Annotated in this window: 21 protein-coding genes; 15 read left to right on the plus strand and 6 right to left on the minus strand. The window is 73.8% G+C overall.

Annotated features, from left to right (window positions below; all coding sequences use genetic code 11):
• Positions 1–155: 155 nt before the first annotated feature.
• On the minus strand, positions 156–719 hold the full coding sequence (locus tag ACFYMP_RS07405; protein WP_388851935.1) for an SsgA family sporulation/cell division regulator: 564 nt from the start codon (positions 717–719) through the stop codon (positions 156–158).
• Positions 720–1062: 343 nt separating this feature from the next.
• On the opposite strand from ACFYMP_RS07405, the gene ACFYMP_RS07410 reads away from it, so the two are divergent.
• The 5 genes from ACFYMP_RS07410 to ACFYMP_RS07430 all read left to right on the plus strand — a co-directional run bounded on the left by ACFYMP_RS07410 (position 1063) and on the right by ACFYMP_RS07430 (position 5879).
• Positions 1063–2145, plus strand: a complete 1083-nt coding sequence (locus ACFYMP_RS07410) for an energy-coupling factor ABC transporter permease (protein ID WP_388851938.1) — start codon at positions 1063–1065, stop codon at positions 2143–2145.
• Between the two features lie 77 nt (positions 2146–2222).
• Positions 2223–2984 carry a cobalt ECF transporter T component CbiQ gene (gene cbiQ, locus ACFYMP_RS07415; protein ID WP_388851941.1) on the plus strand — a complete coding sequence of 254 codons (762 nt, stop codon included), beginning with the start codon at positions 2223–2225 and terminating at the stop codon, positions 2982–2984.
• Entirely contained in the window at positions 2972–3772 is an 801-nt protein-coding gene (locus ACFYMP_RS07420; protein ID WP_388851944.1) for an energy-coupling factor ABC transporter ATP-binding protein, read from the plus strand. The genes cbiQ and ACFYMP_RS07420 overlap by 13 nt, the downstream gene beginning before the upstream one ends.
• Positions 3769–4953, plus strand: a complete 1185-nt coding sequence (locus ACFYMP_RS07425) for a serine hydrolase domain-containing protein (protein WP_388851947.1) — start codon at positions 3769–3771, stop codon at positions 4951–4953. Before ACFYMP_RS07420 ends, ACFYMP_RS07425 begins: the two co-directional genes overlap by 4 nt.
• 101 nt (positions 4954–5054) lie before the next feature.
• Entirely contained in the window at positions 5055–5879 is an 825-nt protein-coding gene (locus tag ACFYMP_RS07430; protein ID WP_388852299.1) for an SDR family NAD(P)-dependent oxidoreductase, read from the plus strand.
• Positions 5880–5891: 12 nt separating this feature from the next.
• Here ACFYMP_RS07430 and ACFYMP_RS07435 read toward each other — a convergent pair whose 3' ends face one another.
• The 3 genes from ACFYMP_RS07435 to ACFYMP_RS07445 all read right to left on the minus strand — a co-directional run bounded on the left by ACFYMP_RS07435 (position 5892) and on the right by ACFYMP_RS07445 (position 10677).
• Entirely contained in the window at positions 5892–6806 is a 915-nt protein-coding gene (locus ACFYMP_RS07435) for an aminoglycoside phosphotransferase (protein WP_388851950.1), read from the minus strand.
• Positions 6807–7102: 296 nt separating this feature from the next.
• On the minus strand, positions 7103–8734 hold the full coding sequence (locus tag ACFYMP_RS07440; RefSeq protein WP_388851953.1) for a penicillin-binding transpeptidase domain-containing protein: 1632 nt from the start codon (positions 8732–8734) through the stop codon (positions 7103–7105).
• A gap of 167 nt (positions 8735–8901) precedes the next feature.
• Positions 8902–10677, minus strand: a complete 1776-nt coding sequence (locus ACFYMP_RS07445; protein WP_388851956.1) for a dolichyl-phosphate-mannose--protein mannosyltransferase — start codon at positions 10675–10677, stop codon at positions 8902–8904.
• A gap of 166 nt (positions 10678–10843) precedes the next feature.
• Between ACFYMP_RS07445 and rsmI the strand changes: the two genes are divergently transcribed.
• The 10 genes from rsmI (at position 10844) to ACFYMP_RS07495 (ending at position 23734) form a co-directional block, all read left to right on the plus strand.
• Complete coding sequence (gene rsmI / locus ACFYMP_RS07450) at positions 10844–11707, plus strand: 16S rRNA (cytidine(1402)-2'-O)-methyltransferase (protein ID WP_388851959.1); 864 nt, start codon at positions 10844–10846, stop codon at positions 11705–11707.
• Positions 11708–11923: 216 nt separating this feature from the next.
• Entirely contained in the window at positions 11924–12370 is a 447-nt protein-coding gene (locus tag ACFYMP_RS07455; RefSeq protein ID WP_388851962.1) for a hypothetical protein, read from the plus strand.
• Positions 12371–12419: 49 nt separating this feature from the next.
• On the plus strand, positions 12420–13328 hold the full coding sequence (locus tag ACFYMP_RS07460; RefSeq protein ID WP_388851965.1) for a TatD family hydrolase: 909 nt from the start codon (positions 12420–12422) through the stop codon (positions 13326–13328).
• Positions 13329–13388: 60 nt separating this feature from the next.
• Complete coding sequence (locus tag ACFYMP_RS07465; RefSeq protein WP_388851967.1) at positions 13389–14705, plus strand: ubiquitin-like domain-containing protein; 1317 nt, start codon at positions 13389–13391, stop codon at positions 14703–14705.
• Positions 14706–14786: 81 nt separating this feature from the next.
• Positions 14787–15674 carry a 16S rRNA (adenine(1518)-N(6)/adenine(1519)-N(6))-dimethyltransferase RsmA gene (rsmA, locus tag ACFYMP_RS07470; protein WP_388851970.1) on the plus strand — a complete coding sequence of 296 codons (888 nt, stop codon included), beginning with the start codon at positions 14787–14789 and terminating at the stop codon, positions 15672–15674.
• The gene (locus ACFYMP_RS07475) at positions 15671–16618 is read left to right on the plus strand and encodes a 4-(cytidine 5'-diphospho)-2-C-methyl-D-erythritol kinase (protein ID WP_388851973.1); all 948 of its coding nucleotides are present in this window, start codon (positions 15671–15673) and stop codon (positions 16616–16618) included. Before rsmA ends, ACFYMP_RS07475 begins: the two co-directional genes overlap by 4 nt.
• 88 nt (positions 16619–16706) lie before the next feature.
• Complete coding sequence (locus tag ACFYMP_RS07480) at positions 16707–18533, plus strand: ABC-F family ATP-binding cassette domain-containing protein (RefSeq protein ID WP_388851976.1); 1827 nt, start codon at positions 16707–16709, stop codon at positions 18531–18533.
• 244 nt (positions 18534–18777) lie between these two features.
• On the plus strand, positions 18778–20517 hold the full coding sequence (locus ACFYMP_RS07485; RefSeq protein WP_388851979.1) for a PQQ-binding-like beta-propeller repeat protein: 1740 nt from the start codon (positions 18778–18780) through the stop codon (positions 20515–20517).
• Positions 20518–20580: 63 nt separating this feature from the next.
• Positions 20581–22752 carry a PQQ-binding-like beta-propeller repeat protein gene (locus ACFYMP_RS07490; RefSeq protein ID WP_388851982.1) on the plus strand — a complete coding sequence of 724 codons (2172 nt, stop codon included), beginning with the start codon at positions 20581–20583 and terminating at the stop codon, positions 22750–22752.
• Positions 22753–23026: 274 nt separating this feature from the next.
• On the plus strand, positions 23027–23734 hold the full coding sequence (locus ACFYMP_RS07495; RefSeq protein WP_388851985.1) for a LuxR C-terminal-related transcriptional regulator: 708 nt from the start codon (positions 23027–23029) through the stop codon (positions 23732–23734).
• A gap of 114 nt (positions 23735–23848) precedes the next feature.
• Here the strand turns inward: ACFYMP_RS07495 and ACFYMP_RS07500 are convergent, their stop codons facing one another.
• Together ACFYMP_RS07500 and ACFYMP_RS07505 are read right to left on the minus strand one after the other, a co-directional pair.
• Positions 23849–24202: a hypothetical protein gene (locus ACFYMP_RS07500; protein ID WP_388851988.1), complete on the minus strand. Its 354-nt coding sequence runs from the start codon at positions 24200–24202 to the stop codon at positions 23849–23851.
• A 22-nt stretch (positions 24203–24224) separates the two neighbouring features.
• Positions 24225–25892: a sodium:solute symporter family protein gene (locus tag ACFYMP_RS07505; protein ID WP_388852302.1), complete on the minus strand. Its 1668-nt coding sequence runs from the start codon at positions 25890–25892 to the stop codon at positions 24225–24227.
• Positions 25893–26064 lie beyond the last annotated feature (172 nt).

Here is a 26064-nt window from a genome sequence, read left to right on the forward strand (position 1 = left end):
GAGAGGGCAAGGCTCTCGCCGGGCCGCTTCCTGTCCGCGTCCGCGTCCGGGGGACCGCCCCGTCCGCCTTCGGCTGACCGCCCCGGCCGTCCGGGGGGACCGTCCCCTGCGCCCCCGGCTGACCGCGGGTGTGGCCCCGGCTCACCGCTCACCGGCTAACCGCTCACCTTCGGTTCCGCCGACCGGGTGACCGGCGGGGCGGGCGCGGGAGCGGGGGCCGGAGGGGCCGCGGCGCTCGTGGCCGGTGCCGTGGCGGGCGTGGCGGTGGCGTTGGCGGTGGCGGGCGTGGCGTTGGCGGTGGTGGCCGGTGCCGGTCCCCGGCGCGCCGGACCGGTCAGCTCGGCCTCGTAACGGGCCCCGGCCGTGTAGGTGCGGCGCAGGAACCGGATCAGGTCCGTGCTGTCGAACTCGATCACCGAGACCTCGTCGGGGGCGTGGCACTCGACGACGGTCTGGACCCGGCCGCAGGGCCAGATCCGGACATTCCCGGCCCGCGCCGGGGCGCGCAGCCCTTCCTCCAGCAGCGCGCGCGGGAAACTGCGCTCCCCACCGCCCGCGGAGTGCGGGAACGACACCGTGACGGTGGCCGGGTCCGCCGCCGGGTCGTAGCGCAGCGCCACCGGCAGGGCCGGGGCCTCGGCCGCGTCCGAGACCACCCTCACCCGTGTGTACTGCTCGACCAGGGCCATCGCTCGCTCCTCCACCTCGGGGAACCTCACAACCTCCGGGTCCTTCCGGGTACCCGCTCGGGAGAGGAGGCACCCACAGGACGTTCCGCCCCCCAATCTGGCATATATCCGTACAAAACACGGGGTGGGGAGTAAGAGGGGGTGTGGCGGGACGGCGGGGAAGCGCCTGTTGTGCGGCAGGCGCTCTTGCGAACTCTTCGCAAGTGGGCACTATGATCGAACGGCCTTCTTACGAGGGCGGCCGGTCGCGGAGGCGGCACAGCCCTGCTCAGCGAGCGGGCCGCGCCCCCGGCGCCCGTCCACCCGTCCCCCCGTCCCCCCCCGTTCGTCCCCTGTTCGTCCCTGTCGTCCCCGCAGGAAGCGGAGCCTCGCCATGCATGTGCCCGACGGATTCATCAACGCACCGGTGTCCGCCGTGACGGGAGTCGTCGCGGCCGCCGCCGTCGCCGTCAGCCTGCGCGGCGCCCGCCGGGAACTCGGGGCGAGCGCCGGCCCCGGCGGCAGCGAACGCACCGCGCCGCTGGCCGGGCTCGTCGCCGCCTTCATCTTCGCCGTCCAGATGCTCAACTTCCCGGTCGCCGCCGGGACCAGCGGACACCTGCTCGGCGGGGCCCTCGCCGCGATCCTCGTCGGCCCCTACACCGGGGTGCTGTGCGTGTCCGTGGTCCTGCTCATGCAGGGCGTCCTGTTCGCCGACGGCGGGCTCACCGCGCTCGGCGTCAACATCACCGACATGGCGATCGTGACGGTCCTCGTCGCCTACGGGCTGTTCCGGGGCCTCGTGAAGGTCCTGCCGCGCCGCCGCGGCTCCGTCACGGCCGCCTCCTTCGTCGCCGCCCTCGTCTCGGTGCCGGCCGCCGCCGTCGCCTTCACCGCCATGTACGCGATCGGCGGCACGACCGACGTGTCGATCGGCAAGGTCGCGAGCGCCATGATCGGCGTGCACGTCCTGATCGGCATCGGCGAGGCCGTCATCACCGCCCTCACCGTCGGCGCCGTGATCGCCGTACGGCCCGACCTCGTGTACGGGGCGCGCGGGCTGAGCGCCCCGCTCAAGCTGCGGGTCGGCGGCGAACTCGTCGACGCGCCCGCCCAGGCCCCCACCCCCGCGCCGGTCGCCGCGCGCTCCACGAGGAAGGTGTGGATCACCGGCATCGTCGCCTCCCTCGTCCTCGCCGGCTTCGTCAGCTTCTACGCCTCCGCCAACCCCGACGGCCTGGAGAAGGTCGCCCACGACAAGGGCATCGACCGCAAGACCGAGGACCACGCCGCGAAGGACTCCCCGCTCGCCGACTACGGCGTCAAGGACATCTCCGACGCCCGGCTCTCCGGCGGACTCGCGGGGGTCATCGGGGTCGGCGCGACCGTCGTCGTAGGCTCGGGGGTCTTCTACGTCGTCCGCCGCCGCCGTGACCACGGGGCCACCCGGAGCGGACAGGTCCAGGAAACCGCCTGACATGCACCTCTTCCTCACCCGGCTCCCGCGCCCCACCCGCCGGCGGGGCCGCGACCGGCTGCCGGGGGCCCGCTGACATGGGCGCCGGTCACGCCCACCGGCTCTACCGGCACGGCCACTCCCCGGTCCACCGGCTGCCCCCGCACTGCAAGCTCGCCGCCGTCCTCGCCTTCGTGATCGTCGTCGTGTCCACCCCGCGCGAGGCGGTGTGGGCCTTCGGCCTGTACGCGCTGCTGCTCGCCGGGGTCGCCCGCCTCGCGCGGGTCCCGGCCGGGTTCCTGCTCAAACGGCTGCTCATCGAAGTCCCCTTCGTGGCCTTCGCGGTGCTCCTGCCGTTCGTCGCGCGGGGGCCGCACACCGAGTTCCTCGGCCTGTCCCTGTCCGTCAACGGTCTGTGGGGCGCCTTCAACGTCCTCGCCAAGGGCACCCTCGGCGTCGCCGCCTCGGTCCTGCTCGCCTCCACGACCGAACTGCGCGAACTCCTCCTCGGCCTCCAGCGCCTCAGGCTGCCGCCGATGCTCGTCCAGATCGCGAGCTTCATGATCCGCTACGGGGACGTCATCGCCGACGAGATGCGGCGCATGCGCATCGCCCGCGAGTCCCGCGGCTTCGAGGCGCGCGGCGTACGCCACTGGGGCGTCCTCGCCGCATCGGCCGGCGCCCTCTTCATCCGCTCCTACGAACGCGGCGAACGCGTCCACCTCGCCATGATGAGCCGCGGCTACTCCGGTTCGATGCCGGTCATCGACGACGTGACCGCCTCCCGCGCGCAGTGGACCCACGCGCTCGCCCTGCCCGTCGCCGCCCTCGCGGTGTGTCTGCTGGGATGGACCCTGTGACCTCGATCCCCACCCCCACCACCGGCCGGCCCGCCGGGCAGCCGCCCTCCCTCGACGTGGCCGGGCTCGCCTACGCCTACCCGGACGGGCACCAGGCCCTGTTCGGCGTCGACCTGACCCTCGCCAAGGGGGAGCGCGTCGCCCTGCTCGGGCCCAACGGCGCCGGCAAGACCACGCTCGTCCTGCACCTCAACGGCATCCTCGGCGGCGGCGCCGGCACGGTCACCGTCGCCGGGCTCCCCGTCGGCAAGGAGCACATGGCCGAGATCAGGCGCCGCGTCGGCCTCGTCTTCCAGGACCCCGACGACCAGCTGTTCATGCCGAGCGTGCGCGAGGACGTCGCCTTCGGCCCGGCCGCCGCCGGACTCAGGGGGCCCGAGCTGGAGACCCGCGTCAAGGACGCCCTCGAACGGGTCGGCATGGCCGAGTACGCCGACCGGCCCCCGCACCACCTGTCGTACGGGCAGCGCCGCCGCGTCGCCGTCGCCACCGTCCTCGCGATGGAACCCGAGATCCTCGTCCTCGACGAGCCCTCCTCCAACCTCGACCCGGCCTCCCGCCGCGAACTCGCCGACATCCTGCGCTCCCTCGACGTGACCGTCCTGATGGTCACCCACGACCTCCCGTACGCCCTCGAACTGTGCCCGCGCTCCGCGATCCTGAGCGACGGGGTCATCGCCGCCGACGGCCCCACCGCCGAGCTGCTCGGCGACTCCGCGCTGATGAACGCCCACCGCCTCGAACTGCCCTTCGGCTTCGATCCGCGGTCTGTGACCATGGAGAGGTGAACGAAGCACAGCGGCCCGAGGGGCCACCCGCCGTCGAGGGCGTCGTCGCCCCGGGATACGAGCAGGTCAAGGACGCCTTCACGGCCAACTTCCGGGGGCTCGGGGAACGCGGCGCGGCCGTCACCGTCTACCGCGACGGCCACAAGGTCGCGGACCTGTGGGCCGGCACCCGCGACGCGTGGGGCGGCGAACCCTGGCGGCGCGGCACCGCGCAGATCCTGCGCTCCGCGACCAAGGGCGTGGCCGCCGCCGTCCTGCTGCTCCTGCACCAGCGCGGACAGCTCGACCTGGAGGCCCCGGTCGTCACCTACTGGCCCCAGTACAAGGAGCACGGCAAGGACCGCACCCTCGTCCGCCACCTCCTGGGCCACCGCGCCGGGGTGCCCGCCCTCGACCGGCCGCTGACCCCCGCCGAGGCCGTGGACCAGGACCGCGCCGCCGCGGCCGTCGCCGCGCAGGCCCCCGTGTGGGAACCCGGCACCGACCACGGCTACCACGCGCAGACCTACGGCTTCCTGACCGCGGAGATCGTCCGCCGCGTCACCGGGCGCAGCCTCGGCTCCTGGGTCGCCGGCCAGATCAGCGCCCCGCTCGGCCTCGACCTGTGGATCGGGCTGCCCGAGGACGAACACTGGCGGGTCGGCGGCCTCGCGCCCCTGGAGCCGCCCCCGGCGGGCGGGCTGCGCACCCGGCCGCGCCGGGACATCGCCGAGGCGTACGCCGACCCCGCCTCCCTGACCCGCCGCGCCTTCGGCTCCGTGGCGCCCGAGCCCGACGAGAACGACCCCGCGTACTGGGCGGCCGAACTGCCCGCCTCCAACGGCATCGCGACCGCGCGCGGCCTCGCCCGCTTCTACGCGGCGCTCATCGGCGACGTCGACGGGGGCCGCCGGCTGTTCACCCCCGCGACCCTCGCGATGGCCCGCACCCAGGAGTCCGAGGGCCCCGACCGGGTCCTCGTCGCCCGCAGCCGCTTCGGCGCCGGCTACATGCTGCACAGCCCCGCGACCCCGCTGCTCGCCCCCGGCTCCTTCGGCCACCCCGGCCGCGGTGGCTCTCTCGCCTTCGCCGACCCCGAGTCCGGTCTCGCCCTCGCCTACGTGACCAACGGCCTGCGCAAGGGAGTCACCGCCGACCCCCGTGCGCAGGCCCTGGTACGCGCGGTACGTTCCGCGCTGTGAACGAGACAGACGAGAACCAGACGACAGCGCACCGGACGGACGAGCACCGGACGCACGAGCACCGGGCGGCCGTGAGCCGGGCGGCCGCGCCGACCGCCGTGGTGGCGGGCCCCACCCCCGCCGAGGGCCCCTCCGCCGCCGAGCCGCGCCTGAAGGGCTACGGGGTGCTGATCACCGGCGCCGCCCGCGGGATCGGCGCCGCGACCGCCCGCAGGCTCGCCTCCGAGGGCGCCCGGGTCCTGCTCACCGACCGCGACGCGGCCGCCGCCGAGGCCACCGCCGCCGGGATCGAGGGCGCCGAGCCCTACCCGTGCGACGTACGGGACCGGGCCTCCGTCGAGGCGGCCGTCGCCCGCGCCGTCGACGCCTTCGGCACCCTCGACGTCCTGGTCAACAACGCCTACTCCGCGGGGCAGGACGCCGCGCTGTTCGAGGACGAGAGCGACGAGGTGTGGGAACGCGACCTCGACACCTGCCTCGGCGGCACCGTCCGCTGCTCGCGCGCCGCCCTCCCGCACCTCGTCGCCTCCGGACGCGGAGCGGTCGTCACGATCGGTTCGGTCAACGGCGCGCAGGACTTCGGCGGGCACGCCTACAGCGCCGCCAAGGCCGGACTGGAGTCCCTCACCCGCACCCTCGCCGGGCACGCCGCGCCCCGGGGCGTACGCGTCAACCTCGTCCAGCCCGGCACCGTCCGCACGACGGCCTGGGCCGGCCGGCCCGCCCACCTCGAAGCCTTCGCGGACCGCTACCCGCTGGGCCGGGTCGGGGAGCCCGAGGACATCGCCGCCGCCGTCGCCTACCTCGCCTCCCGCGACGCCGCCTGGGTCACCGGCACCGTGCTGCGGGTGGACGGCGGACTGCTCGCGGTCAACACCGCCTTCCGGCAGTCCGCCGCGGCCGCCGAGGCGCGCGCACAGGGCTGAGGCCCCGCGCGGTCACAGCTCGAACAGGTCCAGGGCCTGGTCGAGTTCGGCGCGGGCGAGCGCCTCGCTGTGGGCGTCGTCGGCCTGGTCGTAGGAGTCCCGGCAGGCGTCCTCCAGAATCCATTCGAGGCGCCACAGCCGCAGCCAGCCGAGCGCCCACCGCTCCGCCGGGAGGCCCGCCCGCCGCTTCAGCGTCTGCGGCGGGCCCCCGGCGTCGACGTACCGCTCCAGGAACTCCCGGGTGCGGCGCGGGCTCAGCGAGTTGATGCCGTCGCCCCAGGACACGAGGTCGAACAGGCCCGGCCCGGTGTAGGAACGCGCGAAGTCGAGCAGCCGCAGCCCGCGCGGCCCCACGTGCAGCCCGTCGTAGCCCAGTTCGGTGTGCACCCAGCCGTACGGCGGGAGGTCGGCGCCCTGCGCGCGGTGCTCGGCGACCCGGCGCACCCGCCCCAGGTCCATGCCGATGCTCACCGAACCGTGCCAGCGGTTCATCACGTGCAGCCGGTCGAGGTGGTGCAGGGTGCGCTCCGGCAGGGTGCGCAGACTCGACTCCGTCAGCCGGGGCACCGCCGGGTCGATGGGCGCGGCGTGCAGGCTCAGTACGGCGGCCAGCGCCTCGTCCTCCGTCGCCGGGCGCAACGGTTCTCCCAGGTCCTCCATCAGCATGCTCATCTGCCGGCCCTGCACGCGGGAGGCCGCGACCCTCGGGACCGGGACCCCGCCCGCGTACAGCGAGCGCAGCATGTCGGCCTCCTTGGTGAAAGGCCGCTGGCCGTACTTGTGGATCAGGGTGTTGCCGTCCGAGAAGGTGATCCGCTCCAGCCCGCCGTGGGCCCAGCGCCGCATTTCCGTACGGTGCGGGTCGGCCTCCCGGCCCAGGTGCTCGCACAGGTCACCGAGGAGGGAGGTGGCCAGACGTTCGTCCATCGGCGGACGCTCCAGGTGGGTGCAGGGGGATAGACGGGGCCATGGTGACCCACCCACCCCCGCCCGCCCAAATGGCGGAGGCCCCGGGACCGAGGCCGCCCACAACTGCCCCTGACGGACCGTCAGCCGCCTTCGTCCGACCGGATCGGACCGCTTTCTTACGGGTGCGGGGGAGCCTCCGGCGCACCCGGCCAAAGCCGGTCCGGGCCCCGGCCCCGGGGGCCTGCCGCCCCGGGTCGGCCGGCCCGGGTCAGCCGGTCCCGGGGTCGGCCGGCCCGGGTCGGCCTGTCCCGGGGTCAGCCGGTCGCGCGCAGGACGGCCGCGACGATCGGGCCCGCCGTGTCCCCGCCGTGCCCGCCGGCCTCGGCGAAGGCGGCGGCCGCCGCGTCGCCCCGGTAGCCGGTGAACCAGCTGTTGGACGTGGCCTGTCCGTCGACCTCCGCCGAACCGGTCTTCGCGCCGATGTCGGGCCCCAGGCCCCGCATGGCGAGGGCGCCCGTGCCGCTCGTCGCCGTCAGGTTCATCATCTGGCGTATCTGGGCCGCGGTGCCCGGTGACAGCCCCGCGGCCTGGGCCGGCGCCTCCGAGGTGAGCGGCCGGGGCACCAGGAAGGGCTGGTGGAAGGTGCCGGTGCGCACCGTCGAGGTCACCGAGGCCATGTTGAGCGGGTTGAGCTGCACCTGGCCCTGGCCGATGAGGGCCATGCCCTTGTCGTCGCCCTCGACGGCGGGGACCTTGCCGTCGGCCGAGACGATGCCGGTCCGCCAGTCGAGCCCGAGGCCGAACTTCTCCTTCGCCTCGCGGCTGAGGTCGTCCGCGCCGAGCTTCGGGGCGAAGGACACGAAGGCCGTGTTGCACGAGCGGGCGAAGCTCTGCGCCAGGGTCGCGTTCAGGTCGGGCCGCATCCCCGTGAGGTTGTGCACGGTCTGCCCGCCGGAGAGCGCGGTGTCCGGGCAGGGCGCCTTGCTGTTCGCGGTGGCGAGGCCCTTGTCGATGAGGGTCGCCGCGCTGATCAGCTTCATCGTCGAACCGGGCGCGACCGCGCCCTCGAAGGCCGCGTTGAACGCGTCGTCGCGGTGGTTGGCGAGGGCCAGGACCTCCCCGGTGCTCGGCTTCTCGGCGACGACCGAGGAGTTGGGGTACTGCTTGACGGCCTGCTCGGCGGCGGCCTGCACGGCCGAGCTGAGCGTCGTGCGCACCTTGCCGGGCCGGCCCTTCTCGATGTTCACCAGCGTGGTGTCGGGGGCGTCCTCGTCGCTGTGCCGGATCGAGAAGTCGACGCCGCCCTTGCCGCCCGCCTGCTCCCCGTAGCGGGCGCGCAAGGTGTCGAGTACCGGCTTCAGCGAGGGGAACTTCTCGCCCGTCAGCACCTGGCCGTCGCGGTCGACGGCCTCGATCGGCGGCCGCGAGGAGTAGTCGGTGACGAAGACGTCGCCCTTCTCCATCCCGGGGTGGGCGACGGCCGGTTCCCAGCCGACGAGCGGGGTCCCGGTGCTCGGCCCGCGTACGACGGTCAGCTTCGCGTCGTAGCGGACGGTCTTCTCGGTGCCCTTCCACTTCACGGTCAGCGCGACCTGATAGGGGACCTCCGTGTCGTGCGCGACGCCCGGGGTGATGCGCACCTTGGTGACGTGCGCGTCCTCGCGCAGCGAGGCGAACACCGGGGTGGCCTCGGCATCGTTGTCGGTGAGGGCGGCGGTGCCGACGGCGTCGCGCTTCTCCCAGGCCGCGAAGAACTCCTTCGTGACCTTCCTGACGTCGGCCCCGGTGAGCGGTCCCGTCCTCACCTCGGCCGACACGGCACCCGTGTCGCCGCCGCCGGAGCCGCCGGTGATCCCGGACACGATGTTGAAGACGCCGTAACCGGCGCCGCCCACCATGACCACCAGGACCCCGCCCACCAAGGCAGCCTTTGCCCCCGTACGCATCGCGTATCCCCCTCCCCAGGGGTGCCTCGCGGTCCGTCGGGTGCGCGGTCGTCACACCCGTGTACGAGAGGCACACGCTCCGCAATATACGAGCCGCCACCGACATGTGGAGATTCCGTTACGGGAACGCGACGAAACCGTTCGGGGTCCGGGGCGCGAGGGCCCGCTCAGATCCACGAGTTGAGCCACATCCGGTCCTGCCAGGAGGAGTACGGGATGGCGTGGCCGGTGTAGATCGGCCAGAAGTAGACGAAGTTCCAGGCGATCAGCAGGACGAGTACGCCCGCGCCCGTCGCCCCCACGACGCGGCGCCGTTCCGAGGAGCCCGGCGGGCCGATCAGCGCGCCGGTCATCATGGCGACCCCGAGGCACAGGAACGGTACGAACACGACCGCGTAGAAGAAGAAGATGGTCCGTTCCTGGTAGTGCAGCCACGGCAGCAGGCCCGCCGCGACGGCGCACAGCAGGGCGCCCGCCCGCCAGTCGCGGCGGAACAGCCACCGCCACACGAGATAGGCGAGCGCGGCGCAGGCCGTCCACCACAGGGCGGGGGTGCCCAGGGCCAGGACCTCGCGCGCGCAGTCCCCGCCGGTGCCGGTGGGGCAGCCGTCCTGGCCGGGGCGCGGGGACTCGTAGAAGTACGAGACGGGCCGGCCGTCGACCATCCAGCTCCACGCGTTGGACTGGTAGCGGTGGCCGTCGGTCAGGCCGACGTGGAAGTCGTAGACGGCGTGCTCGTAGTGCCACAGGCTGCGCAGCCAGTCCGGGAGCCAGTCCCAGGAACCGCCCCGGCCCGCCGTCTTCGCCCAGTCCCGCAGGTAGCCGCCCTTGCCGTCGTCCGGCGAGAGAATCCACGCGGTCCACGAGGCGAGGTACACGGCGAAGGTCACCGGCACGATCGCCACGAAGGCGAGCGGCGCGTCCCGCCGCAGCATCGCCGGCCACGCGCGGTGCGCGCCCGCGACCTTGCGGGCGCCGACGTCCCACAGGACGGTCAGCACGCCGAACGCGGCCATCACGAACAGCCCGTTCCACTTCGTGCCGAAGGCCAGGCCCAGGCAGATCCCGGCCGCCCAGCGCCACGGGCGCCAGCCGAGGAAGAGGCGTTCGGCGACCTCGGCGTCCGGGCGGACCCTGCCGCCCGTGCCCACCGGGAGCGCCGCGAGCAGCCGGGCCCTGGCCCGGTCGCGGTCCAGCAGGAGGCAGCCGAACGCGGCCAGCACGAAGAACATCAGCACCTGATCGAGCAGCGCGGTCCTGCTCATGACGAGGTGCAGACCGTCGACCGTGAGCAGCGCCCCGGCCAGGCAGCCCAGGAAGGTGGAGCGGAACATGCGCCGCCCGATCCGGCACAGCATCCACACCGACAGCGTGCCGAGCACCGCCGTCATGAAGCGCCAGCCGAAGGGCGTCAGCCCGAACAGCCACTCGCCGATCCCGATGACGTACTTGCCGACCGGCGGGTGCACGACGTACGCCGGTTCGGTCGGGATCCGTACCGAGGAGGGGTCGGCGAGGATCAGCTTGTTCGCGCTCGAAGGCCAGTTGACCTCGTAGCCGCGGTGGATGAGCGCCCACGCGTCCTTCGCGTAGTACGTCTCGTCGAATATCACCGCCTTCGGCGACCCGAGGTTCCAGAACCGGGTGACGCCCGCGACGAGCGTGATCAGGAGCGGGCCGAGCCAGTGGGCGTGGCGCACGAGGAAGGCGGACAGGGCGCGGGGCAGGCCGACCGCCGTCCACAGCAGGGGGTCCGCGGGGCCCGCGTACGGGGGGCACAGCCGGTCGGCGACGCCGGTGTCCGAGCCGGGGGCGGCGGAGCCGCCGGAGGGCGCGTAGCCGAACCGGCGCAGGTGGCGCTGCCAGGGCGGCGGTTGCTGCGGGCCGCCGCCGGCCTGCGCTGCGGGGGCGTCGGTCGGGGACGCGGTACCGGTGGTCGTCACCGGGTCATCGTAGGGAACGGGGCTGTGGGAGTCCCGTGCGGTGGTGGGCGCGGGCGTTTCGGGGCCGCGCCCCGGCCCCGCTCCTCAAGCGCCGGAGGGGCTGGAGAGGGGGCCGGGGCGGCTCGCCGGGGCTTCGGGGGTTCTGTGGATCAGGGAGGATGGGGGGGTGACTGCTGACTCCGGAATTCTCGTGCTCGCCGGTACTCCCATCGGGGATGTCGCCGACGCTCCTCCGCGGCTCGCCGTCGAGCTGGCCTCGGCCGATGTCGTCGCCGCCGAGGACACCCGGCGCTTGCGGCGGCTCACGCAGGCGCTCGGGGTGCAGACCTCGGGGCGGGTCGTGTCGTACTTCGAGGGCAACGAGGCCGCGCGGACGCCCGAGCTGGCCGACGCGCTGGAGGCCGGGTCGCGGGTGCTGCTGGTCACGGACGCCGGGATGCCCTCCGTCTCCGACCCGGGGTACCGGCTGGTGGCCGCCGCCGTGGAGCGCGGGGTGCGGGTCACCGCCGTTCCGGGGCCCTCCGCCGTCCTCACCGCGCTGGCCGTGTCGGGGCTGCCCGTGGACCGTTTCTGCTTCGAGGGCTTCCTGCCGCGCAAGGCCGGTGAGCGCCGCTCCCGGCTCGCCGACGTCGCCGCCGAACGCCGCACCCTCGTCTACTTCGAGGCCCCGCACCGGCTCGACGACACGCTCGCCGCGATGGCCGAGGTCTTCGGGGCCGGGCGGCGCGCCGCCGTGTGCCGCGAACTGACCAAGACCTACGAGGAGGTCAGGCGCGGCGGGCTCGGGGAGCTGGCGGAGTGGGCCGCCGAGGGCGTGCGCGGTGAGATCACCGTCGTCGTCGAAGGGGCGCCCGAGCAGACCGTCGTGCTCGACGCCGGGGAGATGGTGCGCAGGGTGCGGGTGCGCGAGGAGGCGGGGGAGCGGCGCAAGGAGGCCATCGCCGCCGTCGCCGCCGAGGCGGGCCTGCCCAAACGCGAGGTGTTCGATGCCGTCGTCGCCGCAAAGAACGCGGAGCGTTCCGGCGCTTGACCGCGGTGGGTGTGGCCACGGGACGGTAAAGCGGACGGGCTGAAGGCAAAGGGTGTCTCGCGTGCGGGCGCCCGATGTACACGGCCGCGCCAAATCCGTTCCAACACTGGACAGGACGCGTGCGGGCACGCCCGCCGGGGAGTCCACTGGACGCAGGGACGCACGCCGTCCCGGGGCGGGCCCGACCACCCGTCCGGCACGAGTCCAGGAGTTGGCATGAGTGACTTCGCAGGCGCCACCGGCACCACCCGCACCGGCCACGGCGCCGCCGACCGGACCCCTCCTCCCTTCCAGGCCCTCGACGCCGTCCACGAGTCGTACTCCTTCGCCTGCATGCGCTGCGGGCACGGCTGGGAACGGTCGTACGAGATAGAGCGGCACGTCGACGCGGAGGGCCACGCCTACGTCGTCTACCACGCGGACGGGCAGCGGGTCCCCTCGCCGCTGACCCGCCCGGCCTGCCTCAACTGCGGGGGGCAGGTCGTCCGGATCATGGGGGCGGGCCGGGTGTCCTCCGCGAGCCCCCAGGCCCACGCGCCCCGTACGGACGCCGCCGCGTCCCCGCCCGCCGGGGCCACGGCCGGGGACGCGGCGGCGCGGCCCTCCCACCACTGGCACCTGTCCGACCTCCTGCACCCCTTCCACCACCACGGCCAGGGCTGAGGCCCGCGCGCGGTGAGCGCCCCCCGCCCCGCTTCGTAGGATCGGGGGCATGAGTTCCCCGCGCGCCGACAAGAGCACCCCGCCACCGCCGCCCGCCCCGTTGCGGGTCGCGGTGGCGGACTCGCACACCCACCTCGACATGCAGTCCGGGACCGTCGAGGAGGCCCTGGAGAAGGCCGCCTCGGTCGGGGTGACGACACTCGTGCAGGTCGGCTGCGACCTCGCCGGCTCCCGCTGGGCAGCCGAGACGGCCGCCGCCCACGCCGCGGTCCACGCCACCGTCGCCCTGCACCCCAACGAGGCGCCGCGCATCGTCCACGGGGACCCCGAGGGAGGCTGGTCGCGGCAGGGAGAGCGGGCCGGGGGCGGGGAGGCGGCGCTCGACGAGGCGCTCGCCGAGATCGACAGGCTCGCGGCCCTCCCGCAGGTCAAGGGCGTCGGCGAGACCGGGCTCGACTACTTCCGTACCGGCCCCGAGGGCAAGGACGCGCAGGAGCGCTCCTTCCGCGCGCACATCGAGATCGCGAAGCGGCACGGCAAGACCCTCGTCATCCACGACCGCGAGGCGCACGCCGACGTCCTGCGCGTCCTCAAGGAGGAGGGCGCCCCCGAGCGCACCGTCTTCCACTGCTACTCCGGCGACGCCGAGATGGCCGGGGTGTGCGCCCGCGCCGGCTACTTCCTGTCCTTCGCGGGCAACGTCACCTTCAAGAACGCCCAGAACCTGCGGGACGCGCTCGCCGTCGCGCCGCTGGACCGCGTCCTGGTCGAGACCGACGCCCCGTTCCTGACTCCGGCGCCCTACCGGGGCCGCCCCAACGCGCCCTATCTGATCCCCGTCACCGTGCGGGCGATGGCCGAGGTGCGCGGTGTCCAGGAGGACACGCTGGCGGCCGCCCTCGCCACCAACACGGCCTACGCATTCGACGTAACGCTGCCGAGTCTCCACGGAGAGTGACGAACACTCGGTTACGTTCGCTCCGCCCCGACCGGATTATCGGATCGCAGGAGGGACGCCGTGACCGCTGTGCCCGCAGTACGGAAGTCGAGCCCGGCCGACGAGCCGGGCCAGGAACTCCCCGAGCCGCCGTGCCACGGCCTGGGCCCGGTGGCGCCGGGGCCGCCGGGCCCCGCCGCGGGCCCCGGGCGGCTGTCGCCCCTCCTGCGGCGCCGGCTGCGCCGTCTCGCCCCGCAGGCCGTCGCCCTCGTGCTGCTGGCCTCAGGGGCGCTCGCCTACGCGGCCCAGGACAAGCAGATCCGGCTCACCGTCGACGGGGAGCCCCGGGTCCTGCACACCTTCGCGCGGGACGTGTCGGTCCTGCTCTCCCGGGAGAAGATCAGCCTCGGCCCGCACGACCTCGTCGCCCCGGGCCCCCACACCCCGCTCTCCTCGGGCGACGAGGTGGCCGTGCGCTACGGACGGCCGGTCGACCTCACCGTCGACGGGCGCAGCCGCCGCGTGTGGACCACCGCGCGCCGCGTGGACGAGGCCCTGCGGCAGCTCGGCGTACGGGCCGAGGGCGCGCACCTGACCGCCTCCCGCTCCACCCCGATCGGCCGGGCCGGGCTGCCCCTCGTGGTGCGCAGCGCCCGCACGCTCAGGGTCGTCGCCGACGGCCGCACCCACACCGTGCGCACCACCGCCGCGACCACGACCGACGCGCTCGCCGAGGCGGGCATCCCGGTGCACCGGCAGGACCGGCTCTCCGTCCCCGCGGAAAGCTTTCCGCGGGACCGTCAGGCGGTCGTCGTGCAGCGGGTGCGGGAGAAGACCCGCACCCGTGACGTACGGATCAGGCACCGCACGCGCCACCGCCACGACTCCTCGCTGCCGCGCGGCACCACGCGGGTCGTAGACCCCGGCAGGGACGGACTGCGCCGGATCACCTACCGCGAGCGCACCGTCGACGGGAAGAAGGAGAAGCCGCGCCGCCTCGGCGTGAAGCTGGTACGGCCCGCGCGGGACCGGATCGTGCGGGTCGGCACCCGGGCGCCCAGACCCCCGGCCCCCGTGGCCCCCACCGTCGCTCCCCCCGCGCGCACCACCGCGCCCGCCCCCACCCGTCCGCGCACCACCGCCCCCCGCCCCTCGGGCGGCGGCGGCCAGAACTGGGCGGCGCTCGCGCAGTGCGAGTCCGGCGGCAACCCCTCGGCCGTCGACCCCTCCGGCACGTACGGCGGCCTCTACCAGTTCGACCAGCGCACGTGGAACAGCGTCGGCGGCAGCGGCCGGCCCCAGGACGCGAGCGCGGCCGAACAGACCCACCGCGCCCAGATCCTGTACGCCCAGCGCGGCGGCCCCGGCGCCTGGCCGGTGTGCGGCTCCCGCCTCTGACCCGTGCGGCGCCCGCCCGCCCCCCCCGCCGCCGCCACCGGCGGGCGGTCGCGGCGGGCGCCGCCCCCGTACCCTTACGGGGTGACCCGTACAGACCCCCTCCTCGGCCCGGCCGACATCCGCGAGCTGGCCGCCGCGCTCTCGGTGCGTCCCACCAAGCAGCGCGGGCAGAACTTCGTCATCGACGCGAACACGGTGCGGCGCATCGTGCGCACCGCCGAGGTCCGCCCGCAGGACACCGTCGTCGAGGTCGGGCCCGGTCTCGGCTCGCTCACCCTCGCGCTGCTCGACGTCGCCGACCGGGTCACCGCCGTGGAGATCGACGACACGCTCGCCGCCGCGCTGCCCTCGACCGTCGCGGCCCGCCTGCCGGAGAAGGCCGACCGCTTCACACTCGTGCACAGCGACGCGATGCGCGTCACCGAACTGCCGGGACCGGCGCCCACCGCGCTCGTCGCGAACCTCCCGTACAACGTGGCCGTCCCCGTACTGCTGCACATGCTGGAGACCTTCCCGAGCATCGAGCGCACCCTCGTCATGGTCCAGGCCGAGGTCGCCGACCGGCTCGCCGCCGCGCCCGGCTCCCGCGTGTACGGCGTCCCGTCCGTGAAGGCCGCCTGGTACGCGACGGTCAGGCGGGCCGGCTCGATCGGCCGCTCCGTGTTCTGGCCCGCGCCCAACGTCGACTCCGGTCTCGTCTCGCTCGTGCGCCGCGCCGCGCCGGTGGCGACCACCGCGAGCCGCCGCGAGGTCTTCGCCGTGGTCGACGCGGCCTTCGCCCAGCGCCGCAAGGGCCTGCGCGCCGCCCTCGCCGGCTGGGCCGGTTCCGCCGCCGCCGCCGAGGTGGCGCTGCGCGCGGCCGGGGTCTCCCCGCAGGCGCGCGGCGAGTCCCTGACCGTCGAGGAGTTCGCGCGCGTCGCCGAGCACCGCCCGGAGCAGGTGCAGCAGGAGAAGGGGGAGCGGGCGTGAGGGACCATCTCGCCGGGCCGGGCACCGGGCGCGTCGGGGGCCGTGGCGGCGACCGCGTCACCGTCCGCGTGCCGGCCAAGGTCAACGTGCAGCTCGCCGTGGGCGCGGCCAGGGCCGACGGCTTCCACGACCTGGCCAACGTGTTCCTCGCCGTCGGCCTGTACGACGAGGTGACCGCGACCCCCGCCGAGTCGCTGCGCCTGACCTGCTCGGGCCCCGACGCCGGGCAGGTCCCGCTGGACGGGAGCAACCTCGCCGCGCGGGCCGCGACCGCGCTCGCCGAGCGGGCGGGCATCGAGCCGGCCGTGCACCTGCACATCGACAAGGACATCCCCGTCGCGGGCGGCATGGCCGGGGGCAGCGCCGACGCGGCCGGCGCCCTGCTCGCCTGCGAGCGGCTGTGGGGCACCGGCGCGCGCCCCGAGGAGCTGCTGGAGATCTGCGCGGAACTCGGCAGCGACGTGCCCTTCAGCCTCGTCGGCGGCGCCGCCCTGGGCACCGGACGCGGGGAGCGCCTGACCCCGCTGGAGGTCGGCGGCACCTTCCACTGGGTCTTCGCTCGGGCCGAGGGGGGCCTGTCGACCCCGGCGGTCTACCGCGAGTTCGACCGGCTCGCCCAGGGCCGTACCGTGCCCGAGCCGCTGGTGTCCCCGCTGGTCCTGGACGCCCTGTCCACCGGGGACCCGAAGGCGCTCGCGGCGGCGCTCACCAACGATCTCCAGCCCGCCGCGCTGTCCCTGTTCCCCGCGCTGCGCGACACCCTGGACACCGGGACGCGGGCCGGGGCGCTGGCCGCGCTGGTCTCCGGCTCCGGGCCCACGACGGCCTTCCTGGCCGCCGACGAGAGCGCCGCGCACGCGGTGGCGGCGGCGCTGACCGCCTCAGGACACTGCCGCGCGGCCCGGGTGACGACGGCCCCCGCCCCCGGCGCCACCGTGCTCTGACCGGGCGGGGCGGCGCTCCGACTACTCTGGACAGCCGGTCCCCCCGTACGGCCTTCCGTGCGGGTTCGTGTGTCGAGCTGGAGTGTGGATGGCCGTCAATCTGGTCAATGTCGAGGCAGTCAGCAAGGTGTACGGCACCCGCGCGCTGCTCGACGAGGTGTCCCTCGGCGTCTCGGAGGGGGACCGGATCGGGGTCGTCGGCCGCAACGGCGACGGCAAGACGACCCTGATCCGGCTGCTCGCGAAACTGGAGGAGGCCGACTCGGGCCGCGTCACGCACAGCGGCGGCCTGCGTATCGGCGTCCTGACGCAGCACGACTCCCTCGACCCGGCCGCGACCGTGCGCCACGAGGTCATCGGCGACCTCGCCGACCACGAGTGGGCGGGCAGCGCCAAGATCCGCGACGTGCTCACCGGCCTGTTCGGCGGTCTGGACCTGCCCGGCTTCGACCAGGGCCTGGACACGGTGATCGGCCCGCTGTCCGGCGGGGAGCGGCGCCGTATCGCGCTCGCCAAGCTGCTGATCGCCGAGCAGGACCTCATCGTCCTCGACGAGCCGACCAACCACCTCGACGTCGAGGGCATCTCGTGGCTCGCGGGCCACCTGCGCGCCCGCCGCTCCGCGCTCGTCTGCGTGACCCACGACCGCTGGTTCCTGGATCAGGTGTGCACCCGCATGTGGGACGTGCAGCGCGGCTCCGTCTTCGAGTACGAGGGCGGCTACTCCGACTACGTCTTCGCCCGCGCGGAACGCGAACGGCGCGCGGCGACCGAGGAGACGAAGCGGCAGAACCTCGTCCGCAAGGAGCTGGCCTGGCTGCGGCGCGGCGCCCCCGCCCGTACCAGCAAGCCGCGCTTCCGCATCGAGGCGGCCAACGAGCTGATCGCCGACGTGCCGCCCCCGCGCGACACCTCCGAGCTGATGAAGTTCGCCTCCACCCGGCTGGGCAGGACCGTCTTCGACCTGGAGGACGTGACCGTCACGGCGGGCCCGAAGGAGCTGCTGCGGCGCGTCACCTGGCAGCTGGGTCCCGGCGACCGGGTCGGCCTCGTCGGCGTCAACGGCGCGGGCAAGACCTCGCTGCTGCGCGCCCTGGCCGCCGCCGCGCGCTCCGAGGGGGAGCGGCAGCCCGCGGGCGGCCGCATCGTCGTCGGCAGGACCGTGAAGCTCGCCTACCTCTCGCAGGAGGTCGGCGAACTCGACCCGAAGCTGCGGGTGCTGGAGGCCGTGCAGCAGATCCGCGACCGGGTCGACCTCGGCAAGGGCCGCGAGATGACGGCCGGGCAGCTGTGCGAGACCTTCGGCTTCGGCAAGGAGAAGCAGTGGACGCCGGTGGGCGACCTGTCCGGCGGTGAGCGCCGCCGCCTGCAGATCCTGCGGCTGCTCATGGACGAGCCCAACGTCCTCTTCCTCGACGAGCCCACCAACGACCTCGACATCGAGACCCTGACCCAGCTGGAGGACCTGCTCGACGGCTGGCCCGGCTCGATGATCGTCATCAGCCACGACCGCTTCTTCGTCGAGCGCACCACCGACCGGGTGTTCGCGCTGCTGGGCGACCGGGCGCTGCGCATGCTGCCGCGCGGGATCGACGAGTACGTCGAGCGCCGCCGGGCCCTGGCCGCCTCGGCCGCGCCCGCCCCGGCGAACCCCGCCGCCCCCGCCGCGTCCACCGCCTCCGCCGCGAGCCCCGCGGCCTCCGCGAAGGAGGACCGCGCGACGAAGAAGGAACTCCAGCGCATCGAGCGGCGTCTGGACCGCATCGCCCAGCAGGAGAGCGCGCTCCACGAGTCGATCGCGGACAACGCGACCGACTTCGAGAAGGTCGCCCAGCTCGACGCGGAGCTGCGCGAACTCGGGGGCGAGAAGGACGAGCTGGAGCTGCGCTGGCTCGAACTGGCCGAGGGCGCCTGAGCCGGGAGGCTGTGCCACCTGACGACCCGTCGCATCACGGCCACGTCACGTCCCGGTTCTCCCTTGGGTACAGGCGGGCGACGGGACGGCGCGCCCACTTGGCGGGGTGGTACAAAGAACCCCCGCCCGACTGGATCAGGACTGCGGGGGAGCGTGCCCGATTCGCTCTGTTCCGGGAGGAAGCGACCTACGGAACGGCGGGGGAGCCGGACGGGTGGCGGTCCCGCGCGAAGAGGTGCCGCTGATGACTCAGCCGCCCGACCAGCCGCCGCCCACCGGGCCCGTACCGCCGCAGGACGGCGCGGGCGGGTCCTTCCCGCCGCCGCGGCCCCCGCAGGGCGCCCCCGGTTACGGGTACCCGGCGCCGCAGGGCCCGTACGCCCCGCCGCCCCAGCCGGGCAACTGGGGTGCCCCGTCCGGGCCTTACCCGCCGCCGCAGCAGCCGGGCCCGTACGGTCCGCCGCAGCCGCCCGGCCCCTACACCGCGCCGCGGTACGGCGGGCCCGGCTACGGCTACCCGCCCCCGCAGGGCCCCGGCACCCCGGGCGGCGGCCGCGGCCCCCTCCCGGGGCGCACCAAGGTCCTGGTCGCCGTGGCCGCCGCCGTCGTGGTCCTCGCCGCCGCCACCGTCATAGCCGTGGTGAGTGGCGGGGACGACGGGGACGAGAAGCCCCTCGCGCGGCACAGCCCCACCACGAAGCCCTCCGTGTCCGCGCCGGTCAACCCCGGGGACGGCGACGGCGACGGCAAGGAGGAGCGGACGGACCTCAACGCCGGCCGCAAACCCGGGGAGGCGAAGGTCCTCTGGTACAAGGAGGCCCCCGACGCCCCGGGCAACGGCGCCAACTCGCCCGGTCTGTGGGTGCGCGACGGCATCGTCGTGAAAGCCGCGTACAAGCAGGTCTTCGCCTACGACGCGGCCACCGGGAAGCCCGCGTGGGACGGCAAGCCGCTGACCCTGCCGCGACCGATGTGCGCCGCCTCCCGCGAGATCAGCCAGGACGGGAGAGTCGTCCTCGCCTACCGCAAGAACGGCGCCGACGACGCGCTGTGCAACCAGATCATGGACCTCGACCTGAAGACCGGGAAGAGCACCTGGCACAAGGAGATCCCCTCCGAGGCGACCTTCGACATCCTCTCCTCCGCGCAACTGAGCATCAGCGGCGACACCGTGGCCGTCGGCCGGCTCGGCGGCGGCAGCGCCTTCCGGGTCAGCACCGGGGCGAAGCTCTTCCGGCACCGGAGCGTCGACGACCCGGACGACTGCCAGCCGCAGGGCTACGCGGGCGGCCCCGCGCTCCTGGTCTCCATGGAGTGCGGGCCCAAGGCCGACAAGCCCGAACTGCGCAAGATCGACCCGGTCACCGGAAAGAAGCTGTGGTCCTACGGCTTCCCGGCCGGCTGGCGCGTCAGCGACCTCTACTCGGTCGACCCGGTCGTCGTGCACCTCACCAACGAGAAGGAGAAGAAGTGGAACGTCACCGTCCTGACGGCGGACGGCAAGCGGCGCTCCGAACTCTCCACCAAGGACAGCTTCACGCCGCAGTGCGACACCTCGCTCCTCTCGCGTGACCTGACCGGCTGCGTCGGCGCGATGGCCGACGCCCGGCACCTGTACCTGCCCACCGAGGCGGACGGCGGCAAACCGAACGCGGTCGTCGCCTTCGACCTCGGCACCGGCAAGGAGAGCTGGCGCAGCCGCGCCCCCGGCGACCGCGACATGCTGCCCGTCAAGACCGTGGACGGCGCGGTCGTGATGTACGCCCAGCCCTCGTTCGAGACGGGCGGGATGGTGCTGTCCGTGCCGAGCACCGGCGGCGCCGCGAAGACCCTGCTGCGGCTGCCGCAGAGCGTCTCGCGCATCGAGGACGGGTACGTCAACCCGCTCGTCGACTACGTGGACGGCCGCTTCCTCCTCGCCCAGTCCAGGCTCACCGGCAACGACGACGCCCCCGAGAAACTGATGATGGCCTACGGCCAGTAGCCGCCGTCCCCCTTCTCCACCGCCCCGTCCCCACAGCACCCGCAGCACACAGGTAAGGACGTCATGAGTCAGCCACCCCAGCCGCCCCGGCCCCCGTACGGACCGCCGCCGCCCGGCGAGGAGCCCGAGGGCCCCGAGAACCGGAAGGGCACCCCCGCCCCCGAGGACGCCAAGGGCCCCGAGGACGCCAGGGCTCCCGAGGACGCCAAGGCTTTTGAGGACGCCGCGCCCGCGCCCGCCTCCTCCCCCGCGCAGCCGCCCGCGCAGCCGCCCGCACCGCCCTCCGGGCCACCCGGCTTCGGGAAGCCGGAGAACGGACCGTCGGGCACGCCGCCCGCGCCGTCCGGTTTCGGCGCGCCCCCGCAGGGCCCGCCCGCGTCCACGCCGGGGTTCGGCGCCCCGCCCGCGCCGGGCTTCGGCGCCCCCGCCACCCCGCCCGGTCCGCAGGGCCCCGGTTTCGGCGCCCCGGCCGCGGGCGGCTTCGGGCCCCCGGCGCCCCAGCCGCCGCAGGGCGCCCCCGGGTACGGCTATCCGCAGCCGCCCGCGGGCGGCTACGGCTACCCGGGTCCCGCCGCGCAGCAACCGCAGCCCGGCTACGGCTACCCCGGCCAGCAGCCGCCCGCGCCCGGTTACGGCTACCCGGCCGGCGCCCCGCAGCAGGGGTACGGCGGCTACGGCCAGCCCCCGACGCACCCGATGCCGCCCGCGCCCGGCCCCGGCGGCGGTGGCCGCGGCAAGCTGCTCTCCGCCCCCGTCCTGATCGTCGCGGCGGCCGTCGTCGCGATCGCCCTGATCGTCGGTGGCGGCGTCCTCTACTCGAAGAACAGCGGTGACGACACCGCCGCGAGCGACAGCAAGGACACCGCGGACAAGGGCGGCAAGGACGGCAAGGGCGGCGAGGACGCCGAGGGCGGCGCGGACGGGCGGCAGGACCAGGCCGGTCCGGCCGGCTCCGGCCCCGCCACGGAGAAGGCCCCCGCGAACCCGGACGGCAAGCTGCTGTTCCAGCTCCCGCAGGCGGTCTCGCCGAAGGACACCAACAGCACCGTCATCGTGGGGTCCTGGGTCACCGACACCTACTTCGTGAAGTCCGGCGTCGCCTCCGTCACCGGCTACGACGCCGCGACCGGCGCCAAGAAGTGGACCGTCAAACTGCCCGGCCCGGTGTGCGCGGCCAGCAGGTTCCAGAGCGAGGGCCACCTCACGGCGATCGTGCACCAGCCGGCCATGCCCACCAAGGACGAGCGCCACAAGGGCTGTTCGCAGGTCTCCTCGATCGACCTGAACGCGGGCAAGAAGCTGTGGACCAAGGGGGTCGGCACCGGGTCGGCCGCGGCCAACTTCACCGAGGTCACCGTCGCGGGTGACACCGCGGCCGCCGGCGGCACCAGTGGCGGCGCCGCCTGGGACCTCAAGTCCGGTGACCAGCGGTGGTCCCCGAAGGCGGGCGACAGCTGCTACGACGCCGGGTACATGGGCGGCACCGGTCTCGCCGTCGTCCGCAAGTGCGGCTCGTACGGGGACAACCGGCAGCTGCTGGTCCAGGTGCTCGACCCGGCCGACGGGAAGGTCCGCTCGGAGTACAGGATGCCGCGCGGCATCGAGTACGCGGGCATCGTCTCGGTGAACCCGCTGGTCGTCGCGGCCGACGTCAACGACTCCGCCGACGACGGCTCCGGCATCTCCGACTTCTTCTCCGTCGACGCGAGGACCGGGAAGCTGCGCACCCGCTTCACCGCCGACGCGAAGAAGTACGGCGCCGAGTGCGGGGCCACGACGGTCGGCGAGTGCCTCGGCCTCGCCGTCGCGGGCGACCGCCTCTACATCCCGACCGAGGAGCACGAGGGCGGCGGCGGCAGCCTGAGCGAGACCAACGAGATCGTCTCCTTCGACCTCGGCACCGGGAAGCTCACTGGACAGCGCGCCCAGGCCGGGGACGGCTACACCATCACCCCGCTGCGCACGGACGGCCCCAACGTCATCGCGTACAAGAGGCCGCCGTACGACAAGGGCGGGCAGGTCGTGTCGCTGTCCGGCCCGGACCTCAAGGAGACGGTCCTGCTGCGCAACCCCGGCACCGAGGCGGTCCGCGAGGCCGAGAACCGGTTCTCGCCGCGCTACTCGGAGATCCTCTTCGACAAGGGCCGCCTCTACATGTCGCAGGTCTTCGCCGACGAGGCGGACGAGGACAGCAGCACCAACCGGCACCTCGCGATGGGCTTCGGCCCGAAGTAGCGGCCGGGCGCGGGGCACCGCCACGTGCCCGCGCCCCCCACTCGCACCCCCGCTCCCGGCGCGCACCCCGCGCGCCGGGAGCGGCGCGTCGGGCCCGTGCCGCTCGACGAGCCGACTGCCTTGAAAAGAGCGGGATTTCGGCGTTCCCGGGCCCTTCTTGCCGGGAGAGGGAGCGCGAGGTCGAACATCCGTGTAGCTTCCGGTGGACACAGGGTCAGGGGCTTCCGTTCCCTGCGGGAACAGGGGGATCGGTGGGGAATTGGGGGGAGGCTCAGTGGGAGTGCGTCTGATGGTGGTCGACGACCACCGGCTGCTCGCCGAGGCGCTGGCCTCGGCGCTCAAACTGCGCGGGCACCGGGTGCTCGCGGCGGCCGCTCCGGCGGCGGGAGCGGCGGATCTGGTGGTGAGCCGGGCGCCCGAGGTGTGCCTGCTGGGCACGGCCACCCCGGCCGAGCCCGGCATGTTCGACCCGGTGGCGAAGATCAGGCGTGAGCGCCCGCAGACCGCGGTGCTGGTCCTGGGCCCGGTGCCCAGCCCCCGGGGGATCGCGGCGGCCTTCGCGGCGGGCGCCTGCGGCTACGTACGCCACGACGAGCGCATCGAGGGCGTGGAGCGGGCCATCATGAAGGCGCGGGCCGGGGAGGCCGCCGTGGCCCCCGCCCTGCTGCAGAGCGCCTTCCACGCGCTGCTGAACCCGGTGGAGCAGCCCGACGACGAGGGGCAGCGGCTGCTGGGGATGCTCACGCCGCGCGAGATCGAGGTCCTGGTGCGGGTCGCGGAGGGGGAGGACACCCGGAGCATCGCGGCCGGTATGGGCATCGCCCCCTCGACGGCCCGCACCCACGTGCAGCGGGTCCTGATGAAGCTGGGGGTCGGCTCCCGGCTGGAGGCGGCGGCGCTCGCGGCCCGCACCGGTCTGCTGGAACGGGCCGGCTCCTACCGTTCCGCCGCGCCCGGCCCCGGCACCATCGAGCGGGGCTGAGGGCGCCCCGGCCCGGCTGGGTGACACACATGGCCGGGGGCCGTGTTCCGGGCGCTGCGCCCGGCCCACGGCCCCCGGCCATGTGTGCCCTCGTGCTCCAGGTGGAGCGCCCGCTCAGGTCTCGGGGTGCTCCTTGATGTCCTGGACGAGTTCCTCGACCGCGGGCGGCTGGGTGGGCCGCAGGTACATCCACAGCAGGAACAGCAGACCGAGGACGAGCATCCCGATGCCGGTCCACAGGTTGATGTTGATGTCCTGCGCCTTCTTCAGGTCGGCGTCCGAGGCGGTGATCCCGGCGATCGTGACGATCACGCCGTAGACCACGAACAGTCCGCCGATGATGCGCCGGACGTCGAAGAGGCGCGCGGCGGTGGCCGACTCGCGCTCCAGGCGCTCGACGTTCTCGATGTCTCTGAGGTTCTGCGGCTGCGCGTTCTCGCCCGCGCCGCTGGTGTGCTTCTCGCTCATGGTGGTGGTGTCCTCCGCTGGCTCAGAAGGAGAAGGGGATGTAGCAGAGGGCGGCGAGGATCACGGCGCCCCAGCCCAGCAGGGCGGGCTTGCGGTACCAGGCGTCGTCGCCCTCGGCCGGCGGTTCCGGGAGGCCGGGCGACTTGGTGCCGTAGACGAGACCCGCGAGCTTGGCGGCCGGCTTCGGCTTGGTGAACATGGTGACGGCGAACATGACGACCGCGCCCACCACGAACGCCACGATCGAGGAGACGAAGTTCGCTCCCTGGTCGGTGGGGATGCCGATGACGCCCTGCTTGTAGAGCCAGAAGTAGTTGATCATCGCGGCGGCCGTACCGGACAGCAGCCCCCAGAAGCCGGCCGCGGCCGTCGTGCGCTTCCAGAACATGCCGATGATGAACACCACGAACAGCGGGACGTTGAAGAAGGAGAACAGCGTCTGGAGGTAGTTCATGATGTTGCTGAAGCTGGAGGCGATGAACGCCGTGCCCATGCCGATCAGCACGCCGACGGCGGTGACGACGCGGCCCGTCTTCAGGTAGTACGCGTCCGGCCGGTCCTTCTTGATGTAGGGCTGCCAGATGTCGGTCGTGAACACCGTGTTGAACGACGAGATGTTGGCGGCCATACCGGCCATGAAGGCGGCGAGCAGACCGGTCACGGCGATCCCGAGGACACCGTTGGGCAGCAGGTCGCGCATGAGGACCGGGATCGCGTCGTTGTAGTCGAGCCCGCTGCCGGCCTTGCCGAGGGTGGGCTCCATGACCAGGGCGATCAGCCCGGGGATCACGACGATCGCGGGGATGAAGATCTTCGGGAAGGCGGCGATGAGCGGGGTGCGCTTGGCGGCCGACAGGTTCTTCGCGGACAGCGCGCGCTGCACCTCGGCGAAGTTCGTCGTCCAGTACCCGAAGCTCATCACGAAGCCGAGGCCGAGCACGATGGTCAGCCAGTTCGCCCCGAGCGGGTTGTCCGAACCGATCCCGGTGCCCTGCCAGGCGGTCATGAAGTCCCCGCCCTTGTCCTGGGTGAGGGTGTCGCTGATGCCGTCCCAGCCGCCGACCCGCTTGAGGCCGACGATGGTGAGCGGGATGAGCGCGGCGAGGATCACGAAGAACTGCAGGACCTCGTTGTAGATCGCCGAGGACAGTCCGCCCACGGTGATGTAGATGAGCACGAACAGGCCCGCGATGACGATCGCGAACCACTCGGGCCAGCCCAGCAGCGCCTCCAGCACGATCGCCATCGCGTAGAGGTTGACGCCCGCGATCAGCACCGAGGAGACGGCGAAGATGATCGAGGACAGCAGGTGGGAGGAGGGCCCGAAGCGGTGCAGGAGGAACTCCGGCACCGAGCGGACCTTGGAGTTGTAGTAGAACGGCATCATCACGAGGCCCAGGAAGACCATCGCGGGGATCGCGCCGATCCAGTACCAGTGCACGGTGTAGACGCCGTACTGCGCGCCGTTGGCCGCCATGCCCAGGATCTCGGTCGCGCCCAGGTTGGCGGCGACGAACGCGAGTCCGGTCACCCACGCCGGCAGGGACCTGCCGGAGAGGAAGAAGTCGAGGCTGGTCTTCACACTGCGGCGGGCGGCGAAACCGATGCCCAGGACCACGAGGAAGTACAGGGCGAGGATCAGATAGTCCAGCCAGTTGGTCGGGAGTCTGAGCCCTTCGGCAAGGAGCATGGGGAGTACTCGCTTCGTTGCGATGAACATGTGGGGACGGTCGCCTGCCCCGGTAGCGGTGGGGCGAACACCCTTGCGGGCGTCTTTGGTTGTTCTTTGTTCGAACGTGGGGTGCTACCGAAGGGTAGGGGTCCGCGCAGACACTCTAGTCAGACCGAGTGAAACACTTCTC

It is taken from the genome of Streptomyces sp. NPDC007088 (assembly GCF_042869355.1).
Classification (GTDB): domain Bacteria; phylum Actinomycetota; class Actinomycetes; order Streptomycetales; family Streptomycetaceae; genus Streptomyces.